This window comes from Nostoc sp. UHCC 0302, assembly GCF_038096175.1.
Lineage (GTDB): Bacteria > Cyanobacteriota > Cyanobacteriia > Cyanobacteriales > Nostocaceae > UHCC-0302.
Genome location: NZ_CP151099.1, coordinates 4,053,954 through 4,079,559, shown reverse-complemented (window position 1 = coordinate 4,079,559; position 25,606 = coordinate 4,053,954). Strand labels below are relative to the sequence as shown.

Annotated in this window: 18 protein-coding genes and 2 pseudogenes; 10 read left to right on the top strand and 10 right to left on the bottom strand. The window is 41.0% G+C overall.

Translation table 11 applies throughout. From position 1 onward, the window contains the following. Positions 1-7: 7 nt before the first annotated feature. A pseudogene (locus WKK05_RS17635) lies at positions 8-1,423 on the top strand (PAS domain S-box protein); the annotation flags it as partial. 14 nt (positions 1,424-1,437) lie between these two features. Here WKK05_RS17635 and WKK05_RS17630 read toward each other — a convergent pair. Beyond that, the gene (locus tag WKK05_RS17630; RefSeq protein WP_341530879.1) at positions 1,438-2,910 is read right to left on the bottom strand and encodes an IS66 family transposase; all 1,473 of its coding nucleotides are present in this window, start codon (positions 2,908-2,910) and stop codon (positions 1,438-1,440) included. 62 nt (positions 2,911-2,972) lie between these two features. Between WKK05_RS17630 and WKK05_RS17625 the strand changes: the two are divergent. Continuing rightward, positions 2,973-3,452: pseudogene (locus WKK05_RS17625) on the top strand (response regulator); the annotation flags it as partial. Positions 3,453-3,535: 83 nt separating this feature from the next. Next, entirely contained in the window at positions 3,536-3,916 is a 381-nt protein-coding gene (locus WKK05_RS17620) for a nuclear transport factor 2 family protein (protein WP_341530878.1), read from the top strand. A 93-nt stretch (positions 3,917-4,009) separates the two neighbouring features. On the opposite strand, the gene WKK05_RS17615 is transcribed toward WKK05_RS17620, so the two are convergent. From WKK05_RS17615 to WKK05_RS17600, 4 genes are all read right to left on the bottom strand, one after another. Continuing rightward, positions 4,010-6,724, bottom strand: a complete 2,715-nt coding sequence (locus WKK05_RS17615) for a tetratricopeptide repeat protein (protein WP_341530877.1) — start codon at positions 6,722-6,724, stop codon at positions 4,010-4,012. Positions 6,725-6,882: 158 nt separating this feature from the next. Beyond that, positions 6,883-7,425 (bottom strand): bifunctional pyr operon transcriptional regulator/uracil phosphoribosyltransferase PyrR, encoded by a 543-nt coding sequence (gene pyrR / locus WKK05_RS17610; protein ID WP_341530876.1) that lies wholly within the window; start codon positions 7,423-7,425, stop codon positions 6,883-6,885. A 138-nt stretch (positions 7,426-7,563) separates the two neighbouring features. Next, positions 7,564-8,532: an adenosylcobinamide-phosphate synthase CbiB gene (cbiB, locus tag WKK05_RS17605; protein WP_341530875.1), complete on the bottom strand. Its 969-nt coding sequence runs from the start codon at positions 8,530-8,532 to the stop codon at positions 7,564-7,566. Positions 8,533-8,680: 148 nt separating this feature from the next. Next, complete coding sequence (locus WKK05_RS17600) at positions 8,681-9,124, bottom strand: Rrf2 family transcriptional regulator (protein WP_341530874.1); 444 nt, start codon at positions 9,122-9,124, stop codon at positions 8,681-8,683. Positions 9,125-9,540: 416 nt separating this feature from the next. Between WKK05_RS17600 and WKK05_RS17595 the strand changes: the two genes are divergently transcribed. After that, the gene (locus tag WKK05_RS17595; RefSeq protein WP_341530873.1) at positions 9,541-9,954 is read left to right on the top strand and encodes an AbrB family transcriptional regulator; all 414 of its coding nucleotides are present in this window, start codon (positions 9,541-9,543) and stop codon (positions 9,952-9,954) included. Positions 9,955-10,164: 210 nt separating this feature from the next. Here WKK05_RS17595 and WKK05_RS17590 read toward each other — a convergent pair whose 3' ends face one another. Further along, positions 10,165-12,069 carry a chloride channel protein gene (locus WKK05_RS17590; RefSeq protein ID WP_341530872.1) on the bottom strand — a complete coding sequence of 635 codons (1,905 nt, stop codon included), beginning with the start codon at positions 12,067-12,069 and terminating at the stop codon, positions 10,165-10,167. A 683-nt stretch (positions 12,070-12,752) separates the two neighbouring features. On the opposite strand from WKK05_RS17590, the gene WKK05_RS17585 reads away from it, so the two are divergent. Beyond that, positions 12,753-13,139 (top strand): hypothetical protein, encoded by a 387-nt coding sequence (locus WKK05_RS17585; RefSeq protein ID WP_341530871.1) that lies wholly within the window; start codon positions 12,753-12,755, stop codon positions 13,137-13,139. Between the two features lie 125 nt (positions 13,140-13,264). On the opposite strand, the gene WKK05_RS17580 is transcribed toward WKK05_RS17585, so the two are convergent. From WKK05_RS17580 to WKK05_RS17570, 3 genes are all read right to left on the bottom strand, one after another. Then, positions 13,265-14,884, bottom strand: coding sequence for a glycosyltransferase family 39 protein (locus WKK05_RS17580; protein ID WP_341530870.1), 1,620 nt, complete (start codon positions 14,882-14,884; stop codon positions 13,265-13,267). Positions 14,885-15,468: 584 nt separating this feature from the next. Further along, entirely contained in the window at positions 15,469-16,761 is a 1,293-nt protein-coding gene (locus tag WKK05_RS17575) for a recombinase family protein (RefSeq protein ID WP_341530869.1), read from the bottom strand. A 108-nt stretch (positions 16,762-16,869) separates the two neighbouring features. Next, positions 16,870-17,229, bottom strand: a complete 360-nt coding sequence (locus WKK05_RS17570) for a VOC family protein (RefSeq protein ID WP_341530868.1) — start codon at positions 17,227-17,229, stop codon at positions 16,870-16,872. A 396-nt stretch (positions 17,230-17,625) separates the two neighbouring features. On the opposite strand from WKK05_RS17570, the gene WKK05_RS17565 reads away from it, so the two are divergent. From WKK05_RS17565 to WKK05_RS17555, 3 genes are all read left to right on the top strand, one after another. Further along, positions 17,626-19,944: an adenylate/guanylate cyclase domain-containing protein gene (locus tag WKK05_RS17565; RefSeq protein ID WP_341530867.1), complete on the top strand. Its 2,319-nt coding sequence runs from the start codon at positions 17,626-17,628 to the stop codon at positions 19,942-19,944. 129 nt (positions 19,945-20,073) lie between these two features. Continuing rightward, positions 20,074-21,372: a threonine synthase gene (thrC, locus tag WKK05_RS17560; RefSeq protein ID WP_341530866.1), complete on the top strand. Its 1,299-nt coding sequence runs from the start codon at positions 20,074-20,076 to the stop codon at positions 21,370-21,372. Positions 21,373-21,458: 86 nt separating this feature from the next. Beyond that, a complete protein-coding gene (locus WKK05_RS17555; protein ID WP_341530865.1) occupies positions 21,459-21,734 on the top strand; it encodes a ubiquitin-like small modifier protein 1 in 276 nt (91 codons plus the stop codon). Positions 21,735-22,142: 408 nt separating this feature from the next. Here the strand turns inward: WKK05_RS17555 and WKK05_RS17550 are convergent, their stop codons facing one another. Next, on the bottom strand, positions 22,143-22,985 hold the full coding sequence (locus tag WKK05_RS17550) for a methyltransferase domain-containing protein (RefSeq protein ID WP_341530864.1): 843 nt from the start codon (positions 22,983-22,985) through the stop codon (positions 22,143-22,145). Between the two features lie 204 nt (positions 22,986-23,189). Between WKK05_RS17550 and WKK05_RS17545 the strand changes: the two genes are divergently transcribed. Together WKK05_RS17545 and WKK05_RS17540 are read left to right on the top strand one after the other, a co-directional pair. Beyond that, positions 23,190-24,524, top strand: coding sequence for a TrkH family potassium uptake protein (locus WKK05_RS17545; RefSeq protein WP_341530863.1), 1,335 nt, complete (start codon positions 23,190-23,192; stop codon positions 24,522-24,524). Between the two features lie 173 nt (positions 24,525-24,697). Further along, a complete protein-coding gene (locus tag WKK05_RS17540; RefSeq protein ID WP_341530862.1) occupies positions 24,698-25,393 on the top strand; it encodes a TrkA family potassium uptake protein in 696 nt (231 codons plus the stop codon). The last annotated feature ends 213 nt before the right edge of the window (positions 25,394-25,606 follow it).

Here is a 25,606-nt window from a genome sequence, read left to right as displayed (position 1 = left end):
GGCAATAATGAACAACAGCCTACTCAAAGTTCTCTTAATAGATGATGATGAGGATGATTATGTTTTAACTCGATATTGGTTTAGTGAGTTTCAGGTAGCTGGTTGTACCCTGGAATGGATAGATAGTTTTAAAGCGGCAAGAAATGCGATCGCTCAACACGAGCATGATATTTATCTTGTAGACTACCGTTTGGGGCCGCACAATGGACTGGAACTATTGCGCGAAGCAATAGCCAATGGCTGTTCTGCTCCCATGATATTATTAACTGGGCAGGGCGATCGCGAAATAGACCTAGAAGCGATGAAAGCCGGAGCAGCAGATTATCTAGAAAAAAGCCAATTAACTGCGCCTTTATTAGAGCGTTCTATCCGCTACGCCATTGAACGCAAACAAACAGAACAGAAAATCCGCGAACAAGCTGCTTTACTAGATGTCGCCACCGATGCAATTTTTGTACAAGATTTAGAAGACAAAATTTTATTCTGGAACAAAGCGGCTGAGCGAGTTTACGGTTGGAAAAAAGAAGAAGCTATTACGAAAAAGATACCAGACCTTTGGCAAGAAAAACACTTGTCTCAATTACAAGAGGCGCTCAAGCTTCTAATGAAAAAAGGCTCTTGGGAAGGCGAATTACAACAAACAACAAAATCAGGGCAAGAAATTATTGTTGAAAGCCGTTGGACATTAGTGCGTGAGTTTGGTAATAAAGCACAATCAATCCTTGTCGTTAACACTGATATCACACAAAAAAAACAATTAGAAGCTCAATTTCTCCGCGCCCAACGATTAGAAAGTATTGGCACTCTCGCTAGTGGTATTGCCCACGACTTGAATAATGTTCTTGCCCCCATTTTAATGACAGCACAACTTCTAGAGGCACAAGTTCAAGATGAGCGTTCTCGACGAATATTACCGATATTAATCACCAACGCTAAACGTGGGGCAAATTTAGTCAAGCAAGTATTGTCTTTTACAAGAGGACTTGAGGGCGAACGTACCCTTTTGCAACTAAAGCATTTAATTGTCGAAATCCAGCAAATTATTAAAGAGACTTTCCCCAAATCAATTGAAGTTTTCAGCCAAATTTCCCCAAACCTCTGGACTGTATCTGCTGATGCCACGCAACTACATCAGGTGCTAATGAATCTATGTGTCAATGCTCGTGATGCTATGCCCAATGGTGGAAGTTTAATAATTTCTGCTGAAAATCTCTTAGTCGATGAAAATTACGCCAAAATGCATATTGATGCTAAAGAAGGCGCTTATGTTGTCGTTACCGTTACAGATGCCGGAACTGGGATGAAACCAAAAGTCTTAGAGCGGATATTTGAGCCATTTTTTACTACGAAAGACCCTGGCAAAGGTACAGGGCTTGGTCTTTCTACTGTACTTGGTATTATTAAAAGTCACGATGGTTTTATTGTAAGGATTCAGGTCTAATATCCAGGAAGTAGAGACGGACGAGACTGATAGTCAAGAGAACCAACCAGTAGAGCTTGTGCAAAAAAATCAATTACAGACCTACCTTGACGGCGGCAGGTTTGTACCACAGTCAACAAATTAGCAGTGTGTTGAAACCGCTCCATTGAACGGGAACCACCGCTAACCTTACGCTTTGTCACAGCCAAACGAAGCGATCGTTCAGCCTGATTGTTATCTGGAGGAACTTCAGGATAATCAAGAAAATACCACCATTGATTTGCTTTATCACGCAAAGAACGTAAAAGGTTGCCAGCTGTAGCTCCTGCCTTGTCAATCCACTGATTAAGTGAGGAGTGCAACTTAGATTTAAATTGATTGACCCAATCGTTGTAACCCAAGGAGTCAAGGCTCTCAAACCATTGAGCGTAATTCCTAAAGGCTTCATCAATTAAATTAACAAACGTTTCACCGATAGCTTGGTTGTGAAGACCTGGAAGAATAATTAGTTTTTTGAAGTGTCGGCGTAGATGAGCCAAACATTTCTGCTGGGCAAAAGCTGGATAACCATTGTAAACGCTAAAATCATCGCTGCTGAGTACCCCTGTATATTCAGTCCCTAAAATGGCTGATAATTCGGCTCGTGAACGAGTGTCAGCAGCAGTAAACAGGCAGAAATCAGAATTGGCAACTACCCACAACCATTCTTTGATCCCTTTGACTGACCAAGGTGTTTCATCCACATGAACATTAGGTTGTGTCTGTTTTACCCAATTGCTCAATTCATTAATGCTTGGTTCAATCGCTTGTTGGATTCGTTCATTAGTTGCAACTAACGTTCCTAACCCAATTTCAATTTGCCCCAGTTCCCACAACATTTCTTGCTGTTTTTCATAAGGCATGTGTGCATAATTGTTTACCCATCCTAAAAACGCCTGTAATCTAACTCCTAAATCTTGTCCTGGAACGATATCTGGCGACCATGAGGCTGTTTGTACATTTCCACAACACTCACACACGCAGGTATGGCGTTGATATTCTACTATTTCAATGGGACGTTCTACTAATTGCGCTACAGCCTGTTTTTCTACTTTTACTGCTAGGGGTGCAAATGCTTTGTTACCACAACAGATACAATCACTTGGACGTAAGATTTCATAACGGTCTACTCTGCCAAACCCCTTACGAGTTTTACCTTGATGTCCTGGCTGTCCACCTGGTTTCTTTTTCGGTTGATTTGATTCTTCTTGCAGGGGTACCTTTTTGTTTTCGCTCTTTTTGTGGATGTCTCCAGATGGTGGTTTCGACGAATTAGAACTGTCTAAATCCCTACTGATTTTTAAACGCTCTATTTCTTGCTGTAGTTCTAAAATGATTTTTTGTAAATCACGTATTACCTTGCTCTGCTCAATGATGATATCCACCAGTTCTTCTTTTGATAACTGGTTCAAGCTTTCTCGATCTAATTCTTGAGGCAGGTTTTGGTTCATATTTGCGATATTCTCCCTCAAGTGTCCCCTTTGTCAATACCCTGCCACCTGAATCCTTACGTTTTATTAATGTATACAGCGATGAGGGAAGAGGCAGTCAATTTAAGGTGTATTTGCCAGCACAAGACGCGGCAGAAACTATAGAAGAAAAAGAACAAGAATTGCCTAAGGGAAACGGAGAATTGATTTTAGTTGTAGATGACGAAGCTGCCATTCGAGATATTACAAAAACCTCTTTAGAAAGCCATAACTACAAAGCAATCACAGCCTGTGATGGGATTGAAGCAATAGCTTTATACGCAGAATATCAAGATAAAATATCTCTTGTATTAACTGATATGGTCATGCCCGCTATGGATGGGATAACTACCATCCGTACCCTGCGAAAAATTAACCCCCAAGTCAAAATTATTGCTGTCAGCGGGCTGGCTTCAAGTGATAAAGTTAATGCAGCTTATGACATGGGCATCAAGACTTTTTTATCCAAACCCTACACAGCCTACCAATTATTGCAAGCTATTAGTATAGTTAAAAGAAGTTAGTAATTTGTCATTTGTCATTTGTCATTGGTAATTTATTATTGTTATTCTTCTTTGTCCCCTTGTCCCCCCAGTCCCCAATCCTCATGACATCTGAAGTTTTAGCGGCTAACGAAGCATTTTATCGAGCTTTTGAAAAAAAAGACGTTGAGGCAATGAGTGCAGTATGGTCGCAGGGAACAGGTAGTTTTTGTATTCATCCTGGAAGCAATGTGCTGCGAGGTTGGAAGGAAATTCGCAATTCTTGGGCGCAGATATTTAAAAACACTGCATACATAGAAATTAATATAGAAATAATTGCTACGGAAATACGTGACAATATTGCTTACGTTGTATTAATAGAAAATGTATTTCAAGTTGTTAGTGGCAGAAGACTTGAAGCACAATCAACGGCTACTAATGTATTTCAACTTCTCGGAGGCAAGTGGTATTTAGTACACCATCATGGTAGTCCAATTGTGCGGTAAGCAATGGAAGAGTGGGGATGAGGAAGATGAGCGAGAATAACTACTAACAAATGACCAATGACCAATGACAAATGACCAATGACCAATGACAAATTAACCAATCAAATCTTGGAAACGTCTATCTTGCCTAATCCTACGAAAATCAGAGTCAGATTTTGCCATTTCTCGACATTCATCAGGATTCAGCTTGATAGCTTGTTGCAAGTTTTTGATTGCCAAATCTATATTTTCTAATAACCCATAGCAGCAAGCTTTGTTGTACCAGATGCAATCATCATTGGGTTTAATTAAAAGTGCTTGCTCATAAGATGCGATCGCATCCTCATATCTTACTAAATATGCCAGCGCTAATCCCCGGTTGTTCCAAGCTTCGTGTTTATCAGGTTTAATTAAAAGTGCTTGCTCATAAGATGCTACTGCATCATCATATTTTCCTAATTTAAACAGTGCATTACCTCGGTTATACCAAGCTTCGTGTTTATCGGGTTTAAGAGAAAGTGCTTTGTCATAAGATGCAATTGCATCTTCATGTCTTCCTAGATTAAACAAGGCATTGCCGCGATTCTTCCAGGCTGTGTGTTTCTCCGGCTGAAGCTTGAGGGCTTGGTCATAAGATGCTACTGCATCTTCATATTTTCCCAAATTAAACAGCGTATTGCCGCGATTATTCCAAGCTTCATGTTTCTCTGGCTGAAGTTTGAGGGCTTGGTCATAAGATGCTACTGCATCTTCATATTTTCCCAAGTTAAACAAAATATTGCCCCGATTGTACCAAGCTTCATGTTTCTGAGGATTAAATTTAAGTGCTTGGTCGTAAGATGCTACAGCATCCTGATATTTGCCTAAATCACCTAAGACATCACCCCGGTAATACCAAGCTTCATGGTCTTCGAGTTTGATAGCGATTGCTTGATCATAAGATGTTACCGCCTCTGCAAATCGCCCCAAGTTCTTTAGCACATTAGCCCGACTATACCAGGTATAATAATCTTCAGGTTTGATTAAAATTGCTTTGTCATAAGCAGCAACCGCCTCTGCAAATCGCCCCAAATTCTTCAGTGCATTGCCGCGATTGACCCAAGCTTGATGTAAGTCAGGCTTAAATTTTACCGCTTGCTCGTATGATGCAAATGCCTCTTCATGCCGTCCTAAATTCCGTAACGCAATGCCGCGATTGTTCCAAGCTTGGTGTAAATCGGGTTTGATTAAAATTGCTTTGTCGTAAGAAGCAACTGCTTCTTCATGTTGCCCAGTTTCATCTAAAGCATTACCGCGATAATACCAAGCTAAATAATCATCAGTCTTGAATTCTAGCACTTTGTCATAGGATGCGATCGCCTCTACCAAACGTCCTAAGTTACTCAGTGCAATGCCTCGATTACCCCAAGCTTGGTAGTAATCAGGTTGAATTTCTATAGCTTTATCCCAACAAGCTATTGCCTGTTGATGATAACTTGCTTGCGCTACCTGTACACCAAAATTTAACAGTATACAGTGTATTTCTTTAACGTGTTGATCTGCTAGTTGTAACATCAATTGCGTCAAAGGCAAGATGTATTCTCCAATTTCTACGTGACTACCCTTAGCCTCAATTTGCCCATCGCGGGGCTGGAGAATACGTTCAGCGTGAATTAAAAAGTTGGTAGCAATCCCAATCTGCCAATGATACCATAGCCTCTGCCAGCAATTTCCACCAGCCAACATTCGCGCTGTTGCCTCCACCGTGAAGCGATAAAGTGGAATGTCAAATTGCCGCAACAAGTCCACTGCATCATAAATGTAGCGGCTAACTGGGTATCTTTCAACTAATTCTTGGTAGCGCTTTTCCCAAGTTTTACCGAGACTTTCCCGGTAAGTTTTGGGGTTCAAAGGCAAACCGTCATTTCGCAGATGTTGGAGATTCTCTACTACATTTCTAAAGGTGGCGTCGTTGCGCTTCGCTAGTTCAGGATACTGTTCTGGCTGTGCAGGAATATTAGTTTTGGGAATAGTTGCTGCCAAAACTTCAATAATTGCCCTGTCTTCTGGTTCTGGTAATTCATAAATATGAAATTGCTGCCACAGCTTGGGATATTTATCCCATTGCAATTTTTCCCAAGCGCTGGCCTCCCCAGGAAAATCAGGTTGTCGTTCATTCCGCGCCGTAGCAATCACACGAATTTCTGCTTTACCGCAAAATGATTCATATCTAGTTAAAGCATCTAGCAAGCGATGTTGCAACGGTACTGTAAACCGTTCTACCTGACTTTTTTCAGCTTCTGGAGATATTTCCTGATGGCTGCGATGCATTTTCTGGTTAAGGTCATCCAAGAAAAACAATAACTTGCGATCGCCACCTATTTCTGTTGGCATCCGTGCTGGAATATCTAACCATTCATTTGGCTTGAGGTAAAGCACCGTCCAGCCTGCTTGGTTGAGATGCTGGGCTAATTCCGCTGCTTCTCTAGTTTTCCCGACTCCCGTACGCCCCACAATTAACAGCCAGCGGTGTTCTTCTAACTGCTGTTGCAGTTCCCTGCGGATACTGCGATGTGCCACCCGATTTTGGTAAGCTATATTCCGGTCTGCCAAAGGGTCTTTGCTATCTCCACCAAGAATCCGTTGCATCAGACTTGGGCTTTGAGGTTTAATCACCTCAAAAGCAAAACTTGGATGGGGAATACGTCGTTGGCGATCGCGCCATGCCAGCCACCAGAAAAAGCTGACAATAGCAGGTAAAATAGCAGGCAACCCGCCTGAGAGCAGGTTGTCAATAAATTCCTTGTTCTCTGTATAAAATTTTGGAATTAGCTCAAGAATGTTGAACACAGGGGGTAGGGAGTAGGGAGTAGGGGAATGAGGGGGATGAGGAAGAAAGGGGAGCAAGGGAGTAGGGAAAACAGGAGGAGAATAAATACTAAGTTCTTGACCTTAACTCCTAACTCCTAACTCTTAACTCCCAACTCCCCACTCTCCACTCCCCATTCTTAATCCCCAATCAACTCGACAGCATCTCGTCCATCAGAATCCTGTAAGAAGACTTTGACAATTTCTTCTTTAGCTGTAGGCAACTGTTTGCCAATAAAATCTGGATGAATGGGTAATTCTCGATGTCCTCTGTCTACCAACACAGCTAAACGAATCACCTCTGGTCTACCGTATTCGTTTACTGCATTCAAAGCAGCGCGAATCGTCCGTCCTTTAAAAATCACATCATCTACGAGAACAACCGTTTTCCCTGTAAGGTCAAAAGGAATTTCACTTTTCGCCGGAGTCCGTAAACCAATTTGGTCAAGGTCATCTCGATAAAATGTAATATCCAAAGCGCCGACCGACACGGCTACACCTTCCAACGTCTCAATTTGACGTGCTAATAGTTCGGCTAATAGCGCACCCCTAGTATAAATACCGAGGAGTACTAGTTGCGATAAATCACGCGTTCTTTCTACAATTTGAGAAGCAAGGCGATTCAAGGTACGGCGGATTTCTTCTGATGAGAGAATTTCAACTACTTTGGCAGACGTAGCCATAGACTAATACCCCTGAACAATCATATTAGGGACTGGGGACTAGGGACTAGAGATTGCGGATTCGGAAGAATACAACCCGGATTAATTAATTTCTTCCCCAGTACCCAGTCCCCAGTCCCTAATACCCTATATTTATCATTACCTGTTTATGAGTATTAAAAATATAGCGATCGCTACCCCTAACCATAGTAAAAAGCAATATCGAGTCAGTTGCAAAGCATTTTGAATAGAAGTAGGAGTGATGGGATAAATAGCATCTCCTAGCAGTGGTTTATGTTTAGCAACTCCGCGATACCAATTTATACCTCCCATCTGCACACCCAAAATAGCAGCATAGGCGCACTCGCTCCAGCCAGAATTGGGACTAGGATCGCTAACTGCATCCCGATGACAAATCCGCCAAACATATAACGGTTTCTGAGATAAAAGCGCCAGAGTTATAACTGTTAAACGACAAGGTAGCCAAGTCAAATAATCTTCCAGACGCGCACTGAACCATCCCAAATAAGTATAAGGTGCTTCTCGATAGCCCACCATTGAATCTAAGGTACTGCTAGCTTTGTATGCTAAAGCTAAGGGAGCTGCTCCGATAACTGGTATAAAGACACCAACAATCGCATAAAAAAGTGGAGCCATAACTCCATCAGTGGCATTTTCTGTAACTGTTTCTAAAATAGCTCGTAAAATTTCTGGTTCTAAAAGATTTTGTGTATCTCGACCGACGTAATTACTTAAAGTTTTACGAGCCTCTTCCAGATTTCCTGCCGTTAAAGGTTGTAAAACAGCAACTGCTGCTGCTCGTAAACTTCTGCCTGCAAAACAACTAGCTAACAGAATGCTTTCTAAAGCAATTCCTAACAGTGGATGCAGCCATCTGGCACTTTGAATTATTAACCAGCCTATACCACCGCTACCAATTATTAGAATAATGCCTAGTGAAATTCCTGCTAGGCGCTGTGTTACAGAATTATGACACAATTGCAGAGAACATTTTGTGAAACGAGAAATTACCCATCCCATCACTTGTACTGGATGAGGCCAACCCCAAGGATCTCCAATTAGGTAATCCAAAAGTGCCGCAATGATTAAAGCAACACCTGATGCCATTTGTCTTTATATCCTTCGTTATTTGTAAATGACTATTGTACAGAGGCGATTAATTGTACAGACGCGTAGACGCTCTGCTTCGGCTTCTCGTAAGAGTATAATCGCGTCTCTACTAAATAACGAATGACTAATGACTAATGACCAATGACTAAACTACAAAACTAGCTTCTTCTCCAAGAGAAGCTTGCCAACTACGCGCATCATAATAAAGGTCTGCCAACGTAATACTGTACAAAGCTTCTTTAAGTTTTTGGTTGAGCCTCTGCCAAAGGGTAAATGTTACCCAATCTTCAGTTTGTGCTGGTAGTGGTGTGTGCTGAGGTAAATGAGTAATCGTTTCACCGACTGCTTCTAAAATTTGTCCTATAGAGATTTGTGCTGGTTCTCTTGCTAATTGATAGCCGCCGATGCTGCCACGAATTGATTTCACTAACCCAGCACGACGCATTTCTATTAGTAATTTTTCTAGATAGGGAGCTGGGATATCTTGACGATTAGCGATCGCTCTTACAGATACAGGCCCATATTTTGGCTGTAAAGTTAAATCCAGCAACGCCTTCACACTGTAATGTCCTCTGGTAGTTAGTTTCATTCCAGTAAACTTTGTTGTTCAGTCAACAGTCAAAAGTCTACAGTCCAAATATTGACTCTTGACCTTTAACTTTTGACCCTTGACTCTTGACTAAGGATCAGTTTTGCTTATGATTCTGTCTCTTAATTATCTTGCTTAGTAAGTAGATAGCCTATGCAAGCTTTACTTTAAAAAACTTAAACAATTATAGTCTAGCAGTAATTCACAAACAAACTATATATAGTTATGATGATTGCCAGGATTCTATAAATAGATTGTCTTAGCAAAATTGAAAATTGCACAACAATTCCGTCTACCTATGTAATATACTTGGCTAGGTTGAGATAAAAACTAAAGGATTCTGTTCCTATTAGTTCAACCTCAGCTAAAATAAAATCGATTCAAATACTTCAAACATTCGTTTTCGACCTAAGTTGATGCCTAAACAGAAAAAAATTGAACCCCTAGTTGGTGAAGAACTGCTCAAAAAAGTCAAAGAGCTGGAGAACCTGAGCAAAGAAGAAAAAGCCAAGCAGTGCGGCTACTATACCGTTACCAAAAATGGTATAGAGCGAGTGAATATGATGAAATTCTTAAATGCCCTAATTGATGCCGAAGGTATTCAGTTGGACAGTACACCAAGTGCCAATGGGCGTGGTGGACGCAGCGCAAGCTATAGAATTAGTGTGCAATCGAATGGTAACTTACTGATCGGTTCAGCTTATACTAAACAGATGAATCTCAAACCTGGAGATGAGTTTCTCATCACTTTAGGGAAAAAGCATATTCGTCTCAGACAGGTAGATCCAGAAGGCCAGGAAGATGCCGAAGCAATAGAAGCTACAGCTTAATAAATAGTCATTTGTCATTTGTGAACGACTATTGTACGGGCGCGATTAATCGTGTTTATAGAATGACTATTGTACAGACGCGATTAATCGTGTCTCTAATGACTATTGTACGGGCGCGATTAATTGCGTCTCTAGAATGACTATTGTACAGACGCGATTAATTGCGTCTCTAGAATGACTATTGTAGAGACGCGATTAATCGCGTCTCTACTAATGACTAATGACTATATCTGTTGAAGGTAGAAGTGGTAAATGGTGGCGAAGTGCCTTACGCGTTACTGCTAAATTGCAGGTTAATGCAATTTGCTCTTTTTCTAATAAACCTAAAATGCGATCGGGTTTGTCTCTAGCGACCACTGGTAATTGATGCAAACCACGAAGCGCCATCCGGTCTAAAGCTTCAGATAAAGGTTCATCTTCCCAAGCATAAAGGATTTCAGTAGTACAAATGTCTACAAGAGTTTGACTAGATAGATTAGGCTGAATTTCAGTAGACGAATTTGAGTAACTTTCCCACAGAGAAAGTACGCGGTTAATATCTTCTAGAGAAACAATACCAACTAATTGTTCGTTTTCATCTATTACTAAAGCACTGCGAATGCGATCGCGTGTCATTTCTACAGCTGCTTCCAATACCCCAAGGGTTGCAAGTAACTTTTTAGGACAGGATTGCATTGCATCCTCAACTAAAATTTGCTGGACAATTTCAACTTGTTCATCTTTCAACTCAGCAAGACCAATTTGCTGAAGATTGGAGTTAGAGTTAAAAGTTGGCTTCAGCCTCTCCACTAGCCAAACACTCAAACCCACAGCTGCCATTAATGGTAAAACAATGCGGTAGTCACGAGTTAATTCAAATAGCATCAAAATAGCTGTTAACGGCGCTCTCACACTCCCTGCCAAAACTGCTGCCATTCCCACCATTGCATAAGCCGGAGGAGCAGCCATATATTCGCTAATTCCTGGAAATAGCACAGCCAAAATATGGGCGTAAGCTGAACCAAAAGAAGCGCCTAAAAACATCGCTGGTGCAAACAAACCACCGATGAAACCGCTACCAGTACTAATTGCTGTCATTAACAGCTTTAATACTAATAGTTCAACCAACAACAAAAGCGAAAACTGCACATCTTGAAGCATTGCTTCTACAGTTTCATAACCTACACCTAAAATTTGCGGGAAGCACAAAGCAACTACGCCGACGATGACACCGCCAATAATTGGATGAATCGGCTGAGGAATTCGTCCCAAAAACTCAAAACCTGGAACTTTTCCAGCAAAGCAAGCTTTAGCCAAACGAATTAATTCAGTATAAGTTAGAGAAACTAGACTAGCCCCTATACCCAACCCCAGATAAAGAGGTAATTCCAAAGGACTGCGGACTTGGTAAACAGGTAAGGCAAAAGCAGGTTGCGCTCCCAAACCAATTTGAGCAATTAATGCCGCCACCACGGCTGCGAGTAGCACCACACTTACAGCAGAAGTTGCAAAAGATGTAGTTCCCATAACTACCTCTAGAGCAAAAAATACTCCGGCAATTGGGGCATTAAATCCCGCTGCTAATCCAGCAGCAGCACCAGCACCCAAAAGCAAACGCAGTCGTTCTTGAGATACGTTGAGAATTACAGACAACAACATCCCAAAGTTTGCGCCTATTTCTACACTCGGCCCCTCTGGCCCCAAAGAAGCACCGCTTCCCAAAGAGACAGATGCAGCCAGCATTTTTGTCACTGGTCGTAGTGGTCGGCTGACCTCTTTTCCCTGAGAGACAGCGATGAGAGATGACAGTCCAGGCCCAAAGTCTTGAGTGCGCCAGCGCATCAAGCCGACGATGAGTCCGCCAAGAGTAGGAACACAGGCTAAAGTCCAAGCACCCCAAACACCTATTTGTCCCATCAAATTTTCCAGCATCAATTGGTGAATTAGCTGGATCAAATAGTGAAACGTAACTATACCCATACCAGTGCCACCGCCAATTAGCATAGCTAAAAAAAGCACAACGGTTTCTGGTGATGGTTGAAAACGATTAATGAGTTCGGCTAAACGCGCGGAAGGTGTAGGAAAGGCAGGTTGTTCCGTTACCTTCCTCAGTTGAGTGGGAGGCAGGAGAGTCATTGAGGTCGGGAAAATGTAAGAAAAAACTTAAATTTTTATCTGCTACTTCTCATTGTGAGCCATTGTTTAACAACCAGACAAGTAGAGTTTATTTACTTGGTTGAGAAAGCTTTAGTAAAAATATCATTCTGCAAAATTTTTGTGGTGAGAATGGTTAAATAGTAGAGAATTAATAGTCAGGGGTTAGCGATCGCTCAAAACATGGGACTGAGGATCGACTTTATTCTCTGTAAATAAAATATAGTATCTGTAGGCTGAGTGGATGCAATATAGACAAGTACTAAAGAGGAGCCATCCTCACCTAAATCTAGCTATACTCGTGTTGCGACCATTAAACCATCCTTAGTAGGAACATAAGTTAATGTATGATTCCTGGCTGATGTCAATGCCTTATGGGCAAGGTGTAATGGTATAGAAATATAGGAATATAGGGATTTATGATTGACAAATTTGCTTGCGTACAGCAAGCATTAAGTGTTTTTACTTCTGAAGGAATCGTGAGTATAACAGCAGGCTTTTCCCTCTCAAAAAAAGCACTCTCTTTCCCTTACATCCCTATTTCCTTAAACCCTCATACCCCTACTTCAGTTAGGTCATACTTAGGAGCCTACTAAGTATTGCTCAAAATTCAATATAGCTATTGTTATAAAGCGCGTAAATGGACTACTAGGCGGACGAGGTAGATGAATACACACACCTTTGATAATCATTATGTTACTTGCCCAATTTGCCAAAGAAATGCCACGCCTAAACCAATCAAGAGGTGCATTGGCTTGTTTTCCTGTCCGTACTGCCAGGAACGGCTAGTAGTTTGTCAGAGCGGTCATTATGTCCGTGATCCATTTACCTGGAGACAGATAATTGTCGCTTCGGCACTACGTCGTCAAAGCCGACCTTTAGCAAGGATTATAAGAGATTTTGTTCTGCTTAAGCGTCCTATGGTAGCTCTGGCTGTTGGCAGTGCCATTTTCTTTAGTACGCTTGCCATAACGCAAGAAAGCACTAACTACGATCAGCAAGTGTTTCCAAAAACAGAGAAAATTCAAGAAGTAGATAAAATATTTACCTAAGTTTATACTCTTACAGAAATCATATCTTACTTTAACGTAAGTATTATTATAACAAAAAATACTCCGAAATCAGGCTGGAGGAGGGGGACAAGGGGGCAGTTGACAGTGGACAACTGCCCCATTCCCTATAAACGACTAGTATCTTTTGTAACTAATTTCCAGCCTTCAGCCTCGTCAACTAGCTTCAGTGACTCTAGTTGGAGATTGTTGATAGCAGATGCATTAATCAGGAAGTAGGGTTGGCCGCTATAATGCCAATAATATTTCAGTTCACCTGGAGAAGCAGGAATGATAGTGCGATCGCTGTAAAAATCCAATGAGGGACGATGAGAAGGAAAAGATGTGTAAATCTTCCTCACGACTGGATTTGCCCGCGTTATCATAGCGGCGACTGGTTTAACTGGATAGGCTTCAGATAATTCCCAAACCCAGTAGTTTGATTTCATCAACAGCAACAGCGAAAGATAACTTCCCCAAAACAAAATCTTCAGAAATTGCCCGTCGCCTCGCTCTGCCAAAATAGCTGCTAAAGTCATAGTCACAGCGACTGCTGCAAAAATCAGCTGTAAGTCGGTTTTTGGTGCTGTACCCCAGCTAAAATAAATGCTGCCAGCAGAAGCGACTACAGCCAGGATGGCAAAACCAGTTACCCAAAGACGGGGATAAGATGTCAGTAAAGGCGAATTTTCTGTTTCTGCTAACTGGATACCAAAAGCTAAGGCTAGGCTTGGGTAAATCGGGAATATGTACCAAGGAAGTTTGGTACTCATGAAAGAAATTATTAACAGATAGACACCACTCCATACCAGTACGAGTTTTGCCCAGCTTAGATTGCGATTTTCCCACGTTAAGGTTATGGATTGCGGTAAAAACACTAGCCAAGGCCACGTCCACTTGAGAATTTCTAGGATGTAGTACCAAGGTGGTTCAAAATTACCCTCAGCGGCTGTGCCAATTCCGTTGAGAGATTGACTCACAAGACCAATTTGGGCAAAAGCGTAACCATAACGTATCAGTTGAATGCCATACCAGCAGGCTACAGGCAACATTCCAATCAGAATTGCTGTCCATAGGTAGTAACAGGTGAGTAGTCGTGGTGTATCCCAAAATAAGAAGACGATCGCAATTATGCCAAGGGTGATGCCTAACAAACCTTGCGTTAAACAAATTAACCCAAGACTGATGCCAATACCAAGGCAATAACGTAAATCCCGACGCGATCGCAATACACACAACATCATCAGCATCAAAAAAGTTTCCACCGCCCCATCCAACATCGCCAAACGCCCATGACGTACCACAGGTAGCATGGTCAGGAAAATCAAGGCGCTATAAATAGCTGCCCAACGTTGGCGAAATATCTCTCGACCAATGCAATACAGCAAAGGTACGGAAGTTGCTGTTAAAATTGCTCCTGGTAAGCGTGTGGTTAACTCATTCACGCCTCCCAGAGAATAAGCCCAAGCAATTAGTAAATGCATCAGGGGGGGCTTGTTATGATATGGTTCACCTCCCAGGGTTGGGTAAAGCCAACGCATTGAACCTGCTGGCGCACGCCAAATCTCACGGGCGACTTGTGCCACAGTACCTTCATCCCAATCTCGCAGCGGCAATCCTCCAAGATTGATGCTAAATAATAACACTGCTGCCAACAGTAATACTATTAGCCATACCCAATCAATCCATCTCTGGGCCGTGCGATGCTGTTTTTCTAGATGACCCCAAACAAAGCTTCCTTCTTGCATATTCTATGATAATCATTTTGCTTGCTGGTTTGATTACATAGAGACATCTAGCGAATCTCCAATGTTGCCACCCAGTAACAACAAGTGTTCTTAACAATTACTAGTTTCCAAGATTAACTCAGTTTTCCCGGATTGATACTAATTTTTTGAGAAATTTATCTTAGCTATTTTTTAGATGATTAACTAGTATTTATCTTTATACAAAAAATGATACAAATCATACAATCTGAGTTTTTAATTAGTATTTAAGACACATTCAAACATAATTTATAACAAGTAGTTGTTATTAAGTTATACCGCTTTTAGGAATATCTGTAATACGTGAATAACTGTAGACACTGACTGCTGTGCGCTCCTGCGATATATTTAGCACAGGCATTTCCTGAAACGGTAGGATTATATTAATTATTTATTATTTTGGTTTTTGGGTTGCAGTAATAGTTTTTTTGTTACATTTATGTTGAAACTTTTGCTACTCTTGTCGGACAAGATGATAAATACCGACGGTAGTCCAAAAGTTAATTAAATAACACTGAGGAAAATTTTTAGCAGTAACAATTAATGGGGTAGTAAAGAATTACCTATCAAAAAATAAAAATTACTTGTAATTTCCAATTTTTATCCTGACGAATAATTTCAATTTGCTTAATAAATTCTCGGAAGTAGAATCGGCGCTCTGTTTCCGATAAATCTAACCAAAATTGGGGAAGAGAAACAGCTTGAGCAACAGAACGCAAATTCACTGGTGGGAGTGTTGCCAACTTGGCTTGTAGTGCAGAAATTTCCGTACGGAGTTTATAAGCCCTTAACTTTGCTGTTTGGGCATCCAAAATTCCGGTTTCAATTAAAGCTGGTATCTGAGCCAGGATTTCTTGCTGACGGGCGATCGCTTCCCCTAAACTATTCTTGACTGCATCCAATTGGGGAGAATTCGTTCCTGCTACCGCTAGGGGTAAGTCACGGCAAACAGTTTCAATGGTATTTTCTAAGACTTCTTGGTAAGGAATCGCTCGACACTTGGGCTTTTTCGGACAGCTAATAGAACGTAAATAAAGATACTCTTTGTCTTGGTTGCGTTGGGTGACACTAGTAACTGTCAAATGTGATTGACACTTGCTACAGAGAACCAACCCAGCCAGAGAACGCGGCGCACTAGCAGTCCGAGAAGGTAAACGGCTGTTACGGCGTAAAAGTCGGTCAACTTGAGCAGCTTCTTGCTGAGAAATTATCGGAATATGAGTATTCGAGATAATTTCACCATTGTGATAAGCTGTATTGCCACGATAGACTGGATTCGTCAGCCAGCGCCGTCCAGTGGTGACAGAGATTTTCTTACCGTATTTTTTCGCTAGGTAACGCACCGAACCGCGCAGCGAACCATAAAGTATAAAATGTTCAAAAAAATCTTTGACCACAGGTGAAGTACTGCGATCAATAGTATATTTTCCTTGACCTCTGCGATAGCCGTAGGGTACTTTGCCGGGAGGGGGTGCGGCATCAAGACGATTGCGGGCGTGTCCTTGACGGATGCGATGACTGCGTTGCTGACGTTGAATTTCGTGGAGTAAATTCAGCAATTCAACGCGGAGATGAGAATTTTCTGAAGTGTAGGGTTGTTGAGTAGCAATCACCATCACTTCCATAGCTTCGAGTGCATTGAGGCGATCGCTCACTTCCTCTACACTATCCCCCAATTCTTCCAAGCGACGGATTAGGAGATAATTTGCTGGTTCAGTTTCGCAGTCAGTCAACAGTTGTTGTAATTGTGTACGCTTACCCAAATCTTGATAAACAGCATCCACCTCCCATCCCCAATTAGCTTGATCAGGAGATGGTTCTAATAGAGGATCGGTGTAAGTGTAGGCAATGATTTTCATTGGGCTTTGAGAGTCAAAAGTCAAGAGATAGTAATTATTTTCTTAATTGTCCCCCTTGTCCCCCCTGTCCGTTGTCAACTGTCCACTGCCCCCTGTCCCCTACTCCCTTTACTGCTGACTCAGCTCGATAATGTTGCCATCAGGGTCTTGGGTGAACAGGGCAGGACGACCCGAAGCACTGGCTTGAATGCGATAATTCTGATTGAGCAATTCTTGTTTGGCGATATTTAAATCAGTAACTGATAAAGCAATATGGGGGTTGCGTCCCCATTTTTCGTTTGGGTTTTCGGTGGGGACTGTTGGTGCAACTATCAAGTGAATTTGATAGTTACCCACTTGATACCATGCACCAGAGTAGTTCAGGGAACGCTCAACTTTGGATAATCCCAATACTTTGCTATAAAAATGTTCAGAGCGTTCTAAGTCAGTGACGAGTATGGCTGTATGGAGACTCTGGGTAATCTGCATTGTTGGTAAGGTGCGATCGCGTTTACTTAAATTTTGACTTATTTAATCCACGAAAGATGCAGAAAAGGGGGGAGAGGGGAAATGCTAGGACGTGCAGAGGGCTAATCGCACTTATCTCTCACACCTTTAAGCTAATCTATCAGTAGAGATTTTCTACCAATATCATCACAGGCTTGTATATTTGTTAAATATTTGAATAAATAATTGAGATAATTATCACTAGTATTAAATACTGAATGCTAGTTAGTATTAACTTTTAAGCCCTTAGTGGATAGCAGAGCGCTAGGGTCATCGGTCAATAGGTTGAAGTTTTCTCCTTCTCTCCTCTAAAGTATCTTATTTTATTTGAATCCTCATTATTCTCAGAAAAGTCTCAAGCTGATTCCTAAATTCCTAATGAAACACCATGCACTAAATCAGATTTTTAATAAAGCTTCTTTTCCACGTAAGTTTGAATGCTTGGAACTAGATAATAATTTCCGTATTATAGATACATCCGAGCAAGTGCAACGATTTACTGCACATCCAGAGGAGATGATGCTGGGTAACGATATTCGGCTAAGTTTTCCTGAGTTTATAGGGCTTGAAGACGTAATGAAATCTATCTTGCAAGGACAGCAGGAACTGTTTGAATTACAAAATATTAGGCGATTTTATGAAAATCAAGCCGATGTATATATGAATTTATATATCATCGGTGAACAGCATGAAAAGGAACCGGAAAATAAATTAATTATCCTGATTGAAGATATAACTGAGAGGATGGTTTTACAACAAAGGTTAGCACAGCGAGCAAATGAAGCTAATTTGTTGTCAAGTGCTTTAATAGCATATAAAAATTACATGGATAAAGTTCTTGCTTCAATTGCAGATGCTTTATTAGTAATAAGTAGTTCAGGAAAAATTAAAAAAATAAATTATGCGACTCAAAAATTATTCGGTTTTAGTGAAAAAGAATTAATTAATCAGTCTGTCTCTCTAATAATTGATGACAACCAATTATTTTCAAATGCGATTCAGCATAACTCCTTATTTGAACAACACTTTCAAAATTTAGAGGTAGTTTGTAGAACTAAAACAAAAGAAAAACTCTTAGTAGCTTTTTCTTGCTCAGTTATTCATAAAAAAATAGAGGGATTAGAAGATATTGTCTATATTGGTCGAGATATAACCTTGCAGCGCCGTAGGGAAGAACGTACTATTGCTCAGTACGCTATAACTCGTATATTATCAGAATCTCAAAGTGTCAAACAGGCAATTCCACAAATTTTACAATCAATTTGTCAAAGCATAGGATGGGATTTAGGAGAGCTATGGACGCCTAGCCAATATATTAGTCAATCAGTACAAGGATACAGTACCAACGTAATACTAAGGTGTGTGGAAATTTGGTCAAGTCGATTAATTTCTGTGCGAGAGTTTAAAGCAATTACTTGGCAGACCACCTATACCCCTGGTGTTGGATTACCTGGGCGAATTTGGACAAGACTTTCTCCGCTGTGGATTAGAGATATTACAGAAGATAGTGATTTACGGCGATCGCAACCCGCGAGTGAAGCTGGATTACATGGTGCATTTGGCTTTCCCATTTTAGATGAGGACAACATCTTAGGCGTAATGGTTTTCTTTAGCCGAGAGGTGCAACCAAAAGATCCAGACCTCCTGCAAATGATGGCTTCTATTGGTAGTCAAATTGCCCAATTTATCAAACGCAGACAAGCAGAAGATGCTCTTGTAGAAAGTGAAGAACGATATCGAGATTTATTTGAGAATGCTAACGACCTGATTCAATCTGTTAATGCCTACGGTCGTTTTTTGTATGTCAATCGTGCGTGGCAAGAAACTTTGGGATATAACGAAGCAGAAATTGCTGATATGAATGTATTTGACATTATACATCCAAATTATAAACAATACTGTTGGCAAAAGTTTTATAGTGTAATGTCAGGAGAAAAGTTAGAGCAAATAAAAGCTGCATTCATTACTAAAGATGGTCAAACAATCTTCTTAGAAGGAAATATTAACTGTAAATTTTTAGAAGGTCATCCAGTTGCGACTCGTGGCATTTTTCGCAACATCACCCAGCGACTAGCAGCAGAAGAAGCACTACATTATCAACAACAAAATGAACGTCTGTTATTAAATATTTTGCCAGCCGCAACTTCTGATCGCTACAAAGAACCAGCAAGTAACACTGCCGAAAACTTTACAGATATCACAGTTTTATATGCAGATATCATTGGCCATACCGAAATCGCCGCTTCTGTAAGTGCTATTCAACTGGTAAACTTGCTCAACCATATTTTCTCAGCCTTTGATCGCCTCACGGAACAATATGATTTAGAGAAAATTAAGACGATTGAAGATGCTTATGTGGTGATAGCTGGCTTAGCTAGACAACGCCCAGATCACGCACAAGCGATCGCTCAAATCGCACTAGATATGCAAGAAGCGATCGCTCTATTTAATGCTGAGTACCACCAAAACTTCAGTATTAGCATTGGCATTCATAGCAGTTCTGTTAATCTCTGGGAAAAAACCGTGAATGTTGCCAGCGACATGGAATCTCAAGGTATTCCTGGCAAAATCCAAGTCACAGAAGAAACTTACAATCGCTTGCGTGATGACTTTTTGTTTGAAAAGCGAGGCGAAATTGAAGTCCCAGGTAAAGGAACAATCGCAACTTATCTATATAATTGGGCAGAAGTAGAGTAGTACTTTTACACTATTTACTAAAACATTTGCGTCAAACATACCCGACTAATTTAGTCGGGTATGTTTGACTAGTATTTTTGCTCGTGTTAGTATCAGTCGAAGTTGACGACAAACAGGGAAAGCTCGTTTATGACTCAGGCAACAACAACTCAAACAACCGCTGCCGCCTTTCATGCCTTGAAGTGTAAAGAATGTGGGGCAGAATATGAACTCAAAGCCAGCAATGTTTGTGAGTTATGCTTTGGGCCATTAGAAGTGAAGTACGACTACGACCTTCTACGTCGCACCGTCACTCGTGAAAAAATTCAAGCTGGGCCAAACTCCATTTGGCGTTACCGTCCTTTTTTACCTGTCGCAACTGATAACGTTATAGATGTGGGAACTGGTATGACTCCCTTGGTTCGTTCCCATCGTCTTGCGCGTCGCCTGGGTCTAAACAAGCTTTATATCAAAAATGATGCCGTCAATATGCCCACCCTCAGCTTCAAGGATCGGGTGGTATCAGTCGCTCTGAGTCGGGCGCGAGAATTGGGCTTTTCGACTGTTTCCTGTGCTAGCACGGGTAACTTGGCAAATTCGACAGCGGCGATCGCCGCTCACGCTGGTTTAGACTGCTGTGTGTTTATCCCCGCAGATTTAGAAGCTGGGAAAATCCTGGGTAGCCTAATTTATAGCCCCACCCTCATGGCTGTGAAAGGCAACTACGATCAGGTAAACCGCCTCTGTTGTGAGGTTGCTAATACACATGGCTGGGGTTTTGTCAATATCAATTTACGTCCTTACTATTCTGAAGGTTCTAAGACACTGGGATTTGAAGTTATAGAACAGCTGGGTTGGCAGCTACCAGATCATATAGTTGCACCTCTAGCTTCTGGTTCACTGTTCACCAAAATCTACAAAGGCTTCCAAGAATTCGTAGAAGTTGGTTTAGTAGAAGGTAAGAGCGTGCGTTTCAGCGGCGCTCAAGCTGAAGGCTGTTCCCCCATTGCCCAAGCATATAAAGAAGGGCGCGACTTTATCAAGCCAGTCAAACCTAATACAATTGCTAAGTCATTAGCGATCGGCAACCCAGCAGATGGTATTTATGCTATAGAGATTGCTCAGAAAACTAACGGTAATATTGAATCAGTTAATGATGCAGAAATTATTGAAGGCATCAAGCTACTAGCAGAAACTGAAGGCATCTTCACAGAAACCGCCGGAGGTACAACCGTTGCAGTGCTGAAAAAATTGGTAGAAGCTGGCAAAATTGATCCAGATGAGACTACCGTTGTTTATATCACTGGCAATGGCTTGAAAACCCAAGAAGCAGTTCAAGGCTACGTTGGCGAACCTTTGACGATTGACGCCAAACTCGATAGTTTTGAACGCGCCCTAGAGCGATCGCGTACACTAGACCGCTTGGAATGGCAACAAGTCCTCGTTTAATTAGGAGTTATGAGTTAGTTATGAGTTTTTTATTCTTAACTCCTCACTCCTCACTCCTCACTATTAACTCTTAACTTTCTTCTGCTATGACCGTAAAAGTTTTAGTTCCTACTGTTCTTCAAAGTTTGACTCATAACCAAGCTACTATCGAATCCAATGGCAGTACCATTACTGAACTTTTGGATTCTTTAGAACAAAGCTTTCCTGGCTTCAAATCGCGATTGTGTGATGAAAAAGGACAGCTACGGCGGTTTGTGAATTTTTACCTGAATGACGAAGATATCCGCCATTTAGATGGAGCAGATACACACTTGAAAGATGGTGATGAAGTAAGTATTGTACCTGCTGTTGCAGGTGGCTGATACAGAAAACATCTGTATTTAGTATGTAAATTTTATAGGCTTACGTTAGTAGGGACACAACAATATTGTGTCCCTAAATTGTAGCTATGCAACAATTACCTGAGAGGTAATTTATAAAGTAAAAATAAAATTAATCTAGGGGAGCCAGTGCGTTGCGTGGGCGGGTTTCCCGAGTTGAGGCGACTGACACCAATTTGAAAAAAGAATGTAACAAATAGACCATATTGTAGAGACGCGATTCATCGCGTCTTAAACCAGGGATGTGTTGTAATCATTAATTGAATTGGTATGACATTGTGTTAAGCGCATATTTCAATCTAATTGATCACAAATAATATTATTAAAGCGCTTAACGCACCGCCAGCAACAGGTGCGTTAAGCTAAAGCCTTGCCACGCCACTACATTAATTACTTAACACCAGATAATAAGCCAAACCGGACTAACCCGCGTTCATAACCGCGACGCATTAATCCAAGCGACAACGCCCCTTGGATGGTAGTCCAACCGGCATTTAGTAAGCCCCAAAGCGCTTGGGGAGTAAACGCGGAATCAATCACCACATTCCAAAATGGGGCAACAGCTTGCGACCAATCAGCAGTCCGGATATTGTTTAACGGAAGTTGACGCGCAATTCTTTCATACTCTGGCAAAGAAATCACATAAGGCAAACAATAGACTCGATAAATATCCTGCAAGTGCTTTTGTTCATCCGCCGTTAATGGTAAATTATCCGTCGGTCGATGACACCAAGTCACCATAATTAACTTGCCACTTGGTTTCAGTACCCGATAGCACTCTTGGAGAAACTTGGTTTTATCTGGCATATGTTCACCACTTTCCAGTGACCAAACCAAGTCAAAAGAATTATCAGCAAAGGGCATTGCTTGAGCATTTGCCACCTGGAATTGTGTTCTTAGACTCAAATTAGCTTCCAAAGCTCGTTCTGTTGCTCTAGAGGCTTGTACAGGACTCAGTGTAATACCTGTCGCTTTAGCATTAAACTTTTCTGCTAGGTATAAAGAACTGCCACCAATACCACAACCAACATCCAGGATATTTTCTGCCGTCTGTACCCCTGCCCAATTCAGGATTTCTTCAATTAAATCAATTTGAGCCTGACGGCGGTCTTTTTGTTGTGTACCATCAGCGCCGTAATAGCCGTGGTGCATATGTTCGCCCCAAATCTGTTCCCACAGACCGGAAGAAGCATCATAGAATTGCTGTATTTGCTGGTAAAGTGTAGCACTCATGAATAAAACAGTATGTATGTAAGACGAAGCGGAATTAAAAAAACATACTGCTTAGGTTACCATGTATGTTTTTAATTAAATTAGGGTATTTTTGCTTCCAGCTAGGCTAAACCGCATTTATTCTCACTGAATAAAACTTGTGTATTTTACCTTAATAAGCTGCTTTTGCTGGGATGCCCAACAAGATTGAATTTTGAATTACTTATGACTGTTTCTCGCACAGTTTGCTTAGGATTTCTAGCTGTCATCGCAATGGGAACAATCCTGCTAATGATGCCTTTCTCAACTAGCAATGGTAGTTGGAATGACCCAATTGTCGCATTGTTCACCTCAACATCCGCAGTTTGTGTTACTGGTTTATCAGTAGTTGATCCTGGTACTTATTTTTCTTTTTGGGGGCAGTTGTTTATTACACTGTTAGTTCAAATTGGCGGGTTGGGCTACATGACAAGCACCACTTTTTTAATTTTGCTAATTGGGCGTAGGTTTGACCTACGGCAAAAAATAGCAATTCAACAAGCTTTAGACCGACCAGGAATCAGCGGTAGCGCTCAAGTAATTCGTTCAATTATTGCCACAACTCTCATTTTTGAAATTACTGGAACATTTTTGCTTTTACCAGCTTTTGTCCCTAATTATGGATGGGATAAAGGATTGTGGTTAGCTATTTTTCATAGTATTAATTCTTGGAATAATGCAGGTTTTAGTTTATTTAAAGATAACTTGATTGGTTATCAGTCATCTTTTTTAGTAGTATTTACTGTAACCATACTAATTATCTTTGGGGGAATAGGTTATCAAGTAATTTTAGAAATGTACATTTGGTTACGCGATCGCTTCCAGAAAAAACCAGCTAAATTAGTACTTTCACTAGATTTTAAAGTGGCAACCAGCACAACAATATTGCTATTATTTATAGGAACAATTGCCTTTTTATGTATAGAGGCAAGAAATCCTGAAACCTTTGGATCTTTAAATCTTCGTGACCAGTTGTTATTAGCTTGGTTTCAATCAGTTACTCCTAGAACTGCTGGTTTTAACACCATTGATATCGGCAAAATGACCACTGCGGGTCTATTTATTACCATTGCGCTGATGTTTCTTGGTGCTAGCCCTGGCGGTACAGGAGGCGGTATTAAAACTACAACTTTGAGAGTATTGACCAGTTGCACTCAAGCAATTCTTCAAGGAAAAGAAGAAGTTTTATTATATGAACGCAAAATAGCAATACCTTTAATTTTAAAAGCTGTTGGTGTATTGGTTGGTTCAATAGCGATCGTTATTTTATCTACAATTTTTATTGCCGTCACAGATCCAGAACTAGATTTTATCCAAATTCTGTTTGAAGTAGTATCAGCTTTCGCCACCGTGGGCCTTTCTACAGGCATCACCGCTAGTGTTTCCACAGCAGCAAAACTTATATTAGTTATTACTATGTATATTGGCAGAGTCGGTGTATTACTACTCATGTCAGCAGCACTAGGAGACCCGCGACCAAGCAGAATTCGCTATCCTGAAGAGAATTTACTAGTGGGATAGCTTTAAAAAAGTAGATGGATAGGAAGAGCATAATTCTTTCAAATGACAAATACAAATGACAAATGACAAAACTGATAAAATATACATCATCCGGCAAAAAATAAAATTTTTAATTCATGCGGTATAACCGCTTTTTGTCCTAGATCCAGGGAGCCATAATAAGGATAATAAATGTGAATTTGTCATCATTAAGTTTTTTTCGCAGTTTACGTAAAGATAACCACCAGTTTGCTGTAATTGGGTTAGGTCGTTTTGGTCGGTCTGTCTGTTCAACACTGCACAAATTCGGCTATCAAGTACTAGCTACAGATATTGATGAAAAACGGGTTTCAGAAGCATTAACAGAAGAAATAGTTGCTCATGCCTTGCAGCTAGACTCTACCGAACCAGCCGCACTAAGAGAAGCTGGAGTTTTTGAATTTGATACAGTAATTGTGGCGATTGGCAACTATATTCAGGAAAGTATTATCACTACACTGAATGTGAAAGAAGCTGGTGTACCCCACGTAGTTGCTAAAGCTTCAAGTGAAGTTCATTGTAAGCTATTGCGGCGAGTGGGAGCAGATCATGTTGTTTTTCCTGAGTACGAAGCGGGTTGTGCCTTAGCGCGTACACTTACTAAACCAGCAATTTTAGAGCGATTTGATCTCGACCCAGATAATAGTATTGTAGAGTTGATTGTTCCTGATGAATTTCATGGTAAAACTATCAGCGAACTTCAACTTCGTAACCGCTATGGTTTGAATTTGCTGGCAGTGAGCCAAGATGGTAAATTTCAAATTAATCCTGAGCCGACTAAGCGATTAGAACGCGGTTCAGCAATGGTAGTTATTGGCTGCAACAAAGATATTAATCGCTTGCCAATTTAATAAAGTTAGGAGTCGAGACGCGATTATATTCTTACGAGAAGCCGCTCTTCGAGCGTCTACGCGTTTGTACAGAAGTTTGGAGTAGAGACGCGATTAATCGCGTCTCTACAGGAGTTGGAAGCTAGGAGTTGTTATACCAATTCTCTAAATGCAAGCAGCACATCGTTCGTACTAGCGCTTAAGCGCAATTCCTTGCCTGATTGAAGCTTCGGC

Excerpts from the sequence above, each read along its gene's own strand:
- WKK05_RS17630 (WP_341530879.1), bottom strand. The coding sequence starts at position 2,910 with ATGAACCAAAACCTGCCTCAAGAATTAGATCGAGAAAGCTTGAACCAG.
- WKK05_RS17620 (WP_341530878.1), top strand. The coding sequence starts at position 3,536 with ATGACATCTGAAGTTTTAGCGGCTAACGAAGCATTTTATCGAGCTTTT.
- pyrR (WP_341530876.1), bottom strand. The coding sequence starts at position 7,425 with ATGGCTACGTCTGCCAAAGTAGTTGAAATTCTCTCATCAGAAGAAATC.
- cbiB (WP_341530875.1), bottom strand. The coding sequence starts at position 8,532 with ATGGCATCAGGTGTTGCTTTAATCATTGCGGCACTTTTGGATTACCTA.
- WKK05_RS17600 (WP_341530874.1), bottom strand. The coding sequence starts at position 9,124 with ATGAAACTAACTACCAGAGGACATTACAGTGTGAAGGCGTTGCTGGAT.
- WKK05_RS17595 (WP_341530873.1), top strand. The coding sequence starts at position 9,541 with ATGCCTAAACAGAAAAAAATTGAACCCCTAGTTGGTGAAGAACTGCTC.
- WKK05_RS17590 (WP_341530872.1), bottom strand. The coding sequence starts at position 12,069 with ATGACTCTCCTGCCTCCCACTCAACTGAGGAAGGTAACGGAACAACCT.
- WKK05_RS17585 (WP_341530871.1), top strand. The coding sequence starts at position 12,753 with ATGAATACACACACCTTTGATAATCATTATGTTACTTGCCCAATTTGC.
- WKK05_RS17580 (WP_341530870.1), bottom strand. The coding sequence starts at position 14,884 with ATGCAAGAAGGAAGCTTTGTTTGGGGTCATCTAGAAAAACAGCATCGC.
- WKK05_RS17575 (WP_341530869.1), bottom strand. The coding sequence starts at position 16,761 with ATGAAAATCATTGCCTACACTTACACCGATCCTCTATTAGAACCATCT.
- WKK05_RS17570 (WP_341530868.1), bottom strand. The coding sequence starts at position 17,229 with ATGCAGATTACCCAGAGTCTCCATACAGCCATACTCGTCACTGACTTA.
- WKK05_RS17565 (WP_341530867.1), top strand. The coding sequence starts at position 17,626 with ATGAAACACCATGCACTAAATCAGATTTTTAATAAAGCTTCTTTTCCA.
- thrC (WP_341530866.1), top strand. The coding sequence starts at position 20,074 with ATGACTCAGGCAACAACAACTCAAACAACCGCTGCCGCCTTTCATGCC.
- WKK05_RS17555 (WP_341530865.1), top strand. The coding sequence starts at position 21,459 with ATGACCGTAAAAGTTTTAGTTCCTACTGTTCTTCAAAGTTTGACTCAT.
- WKK05_RS17550 (WP_341530864.1), bottom strand. The coding sequence starts at position 22,985 with ATGAGTGCTACACTTTACCAGCAAATACAGCAATTCTATGATGCTTCT.
- WKK05_RS17545 (WP_341530863.1), top strand. The coding sequence starts at position 23,190 with ATGACTGTTTCTCGCACAGTTTGCTTAGGATTTCTAGCTGTCATCGCA.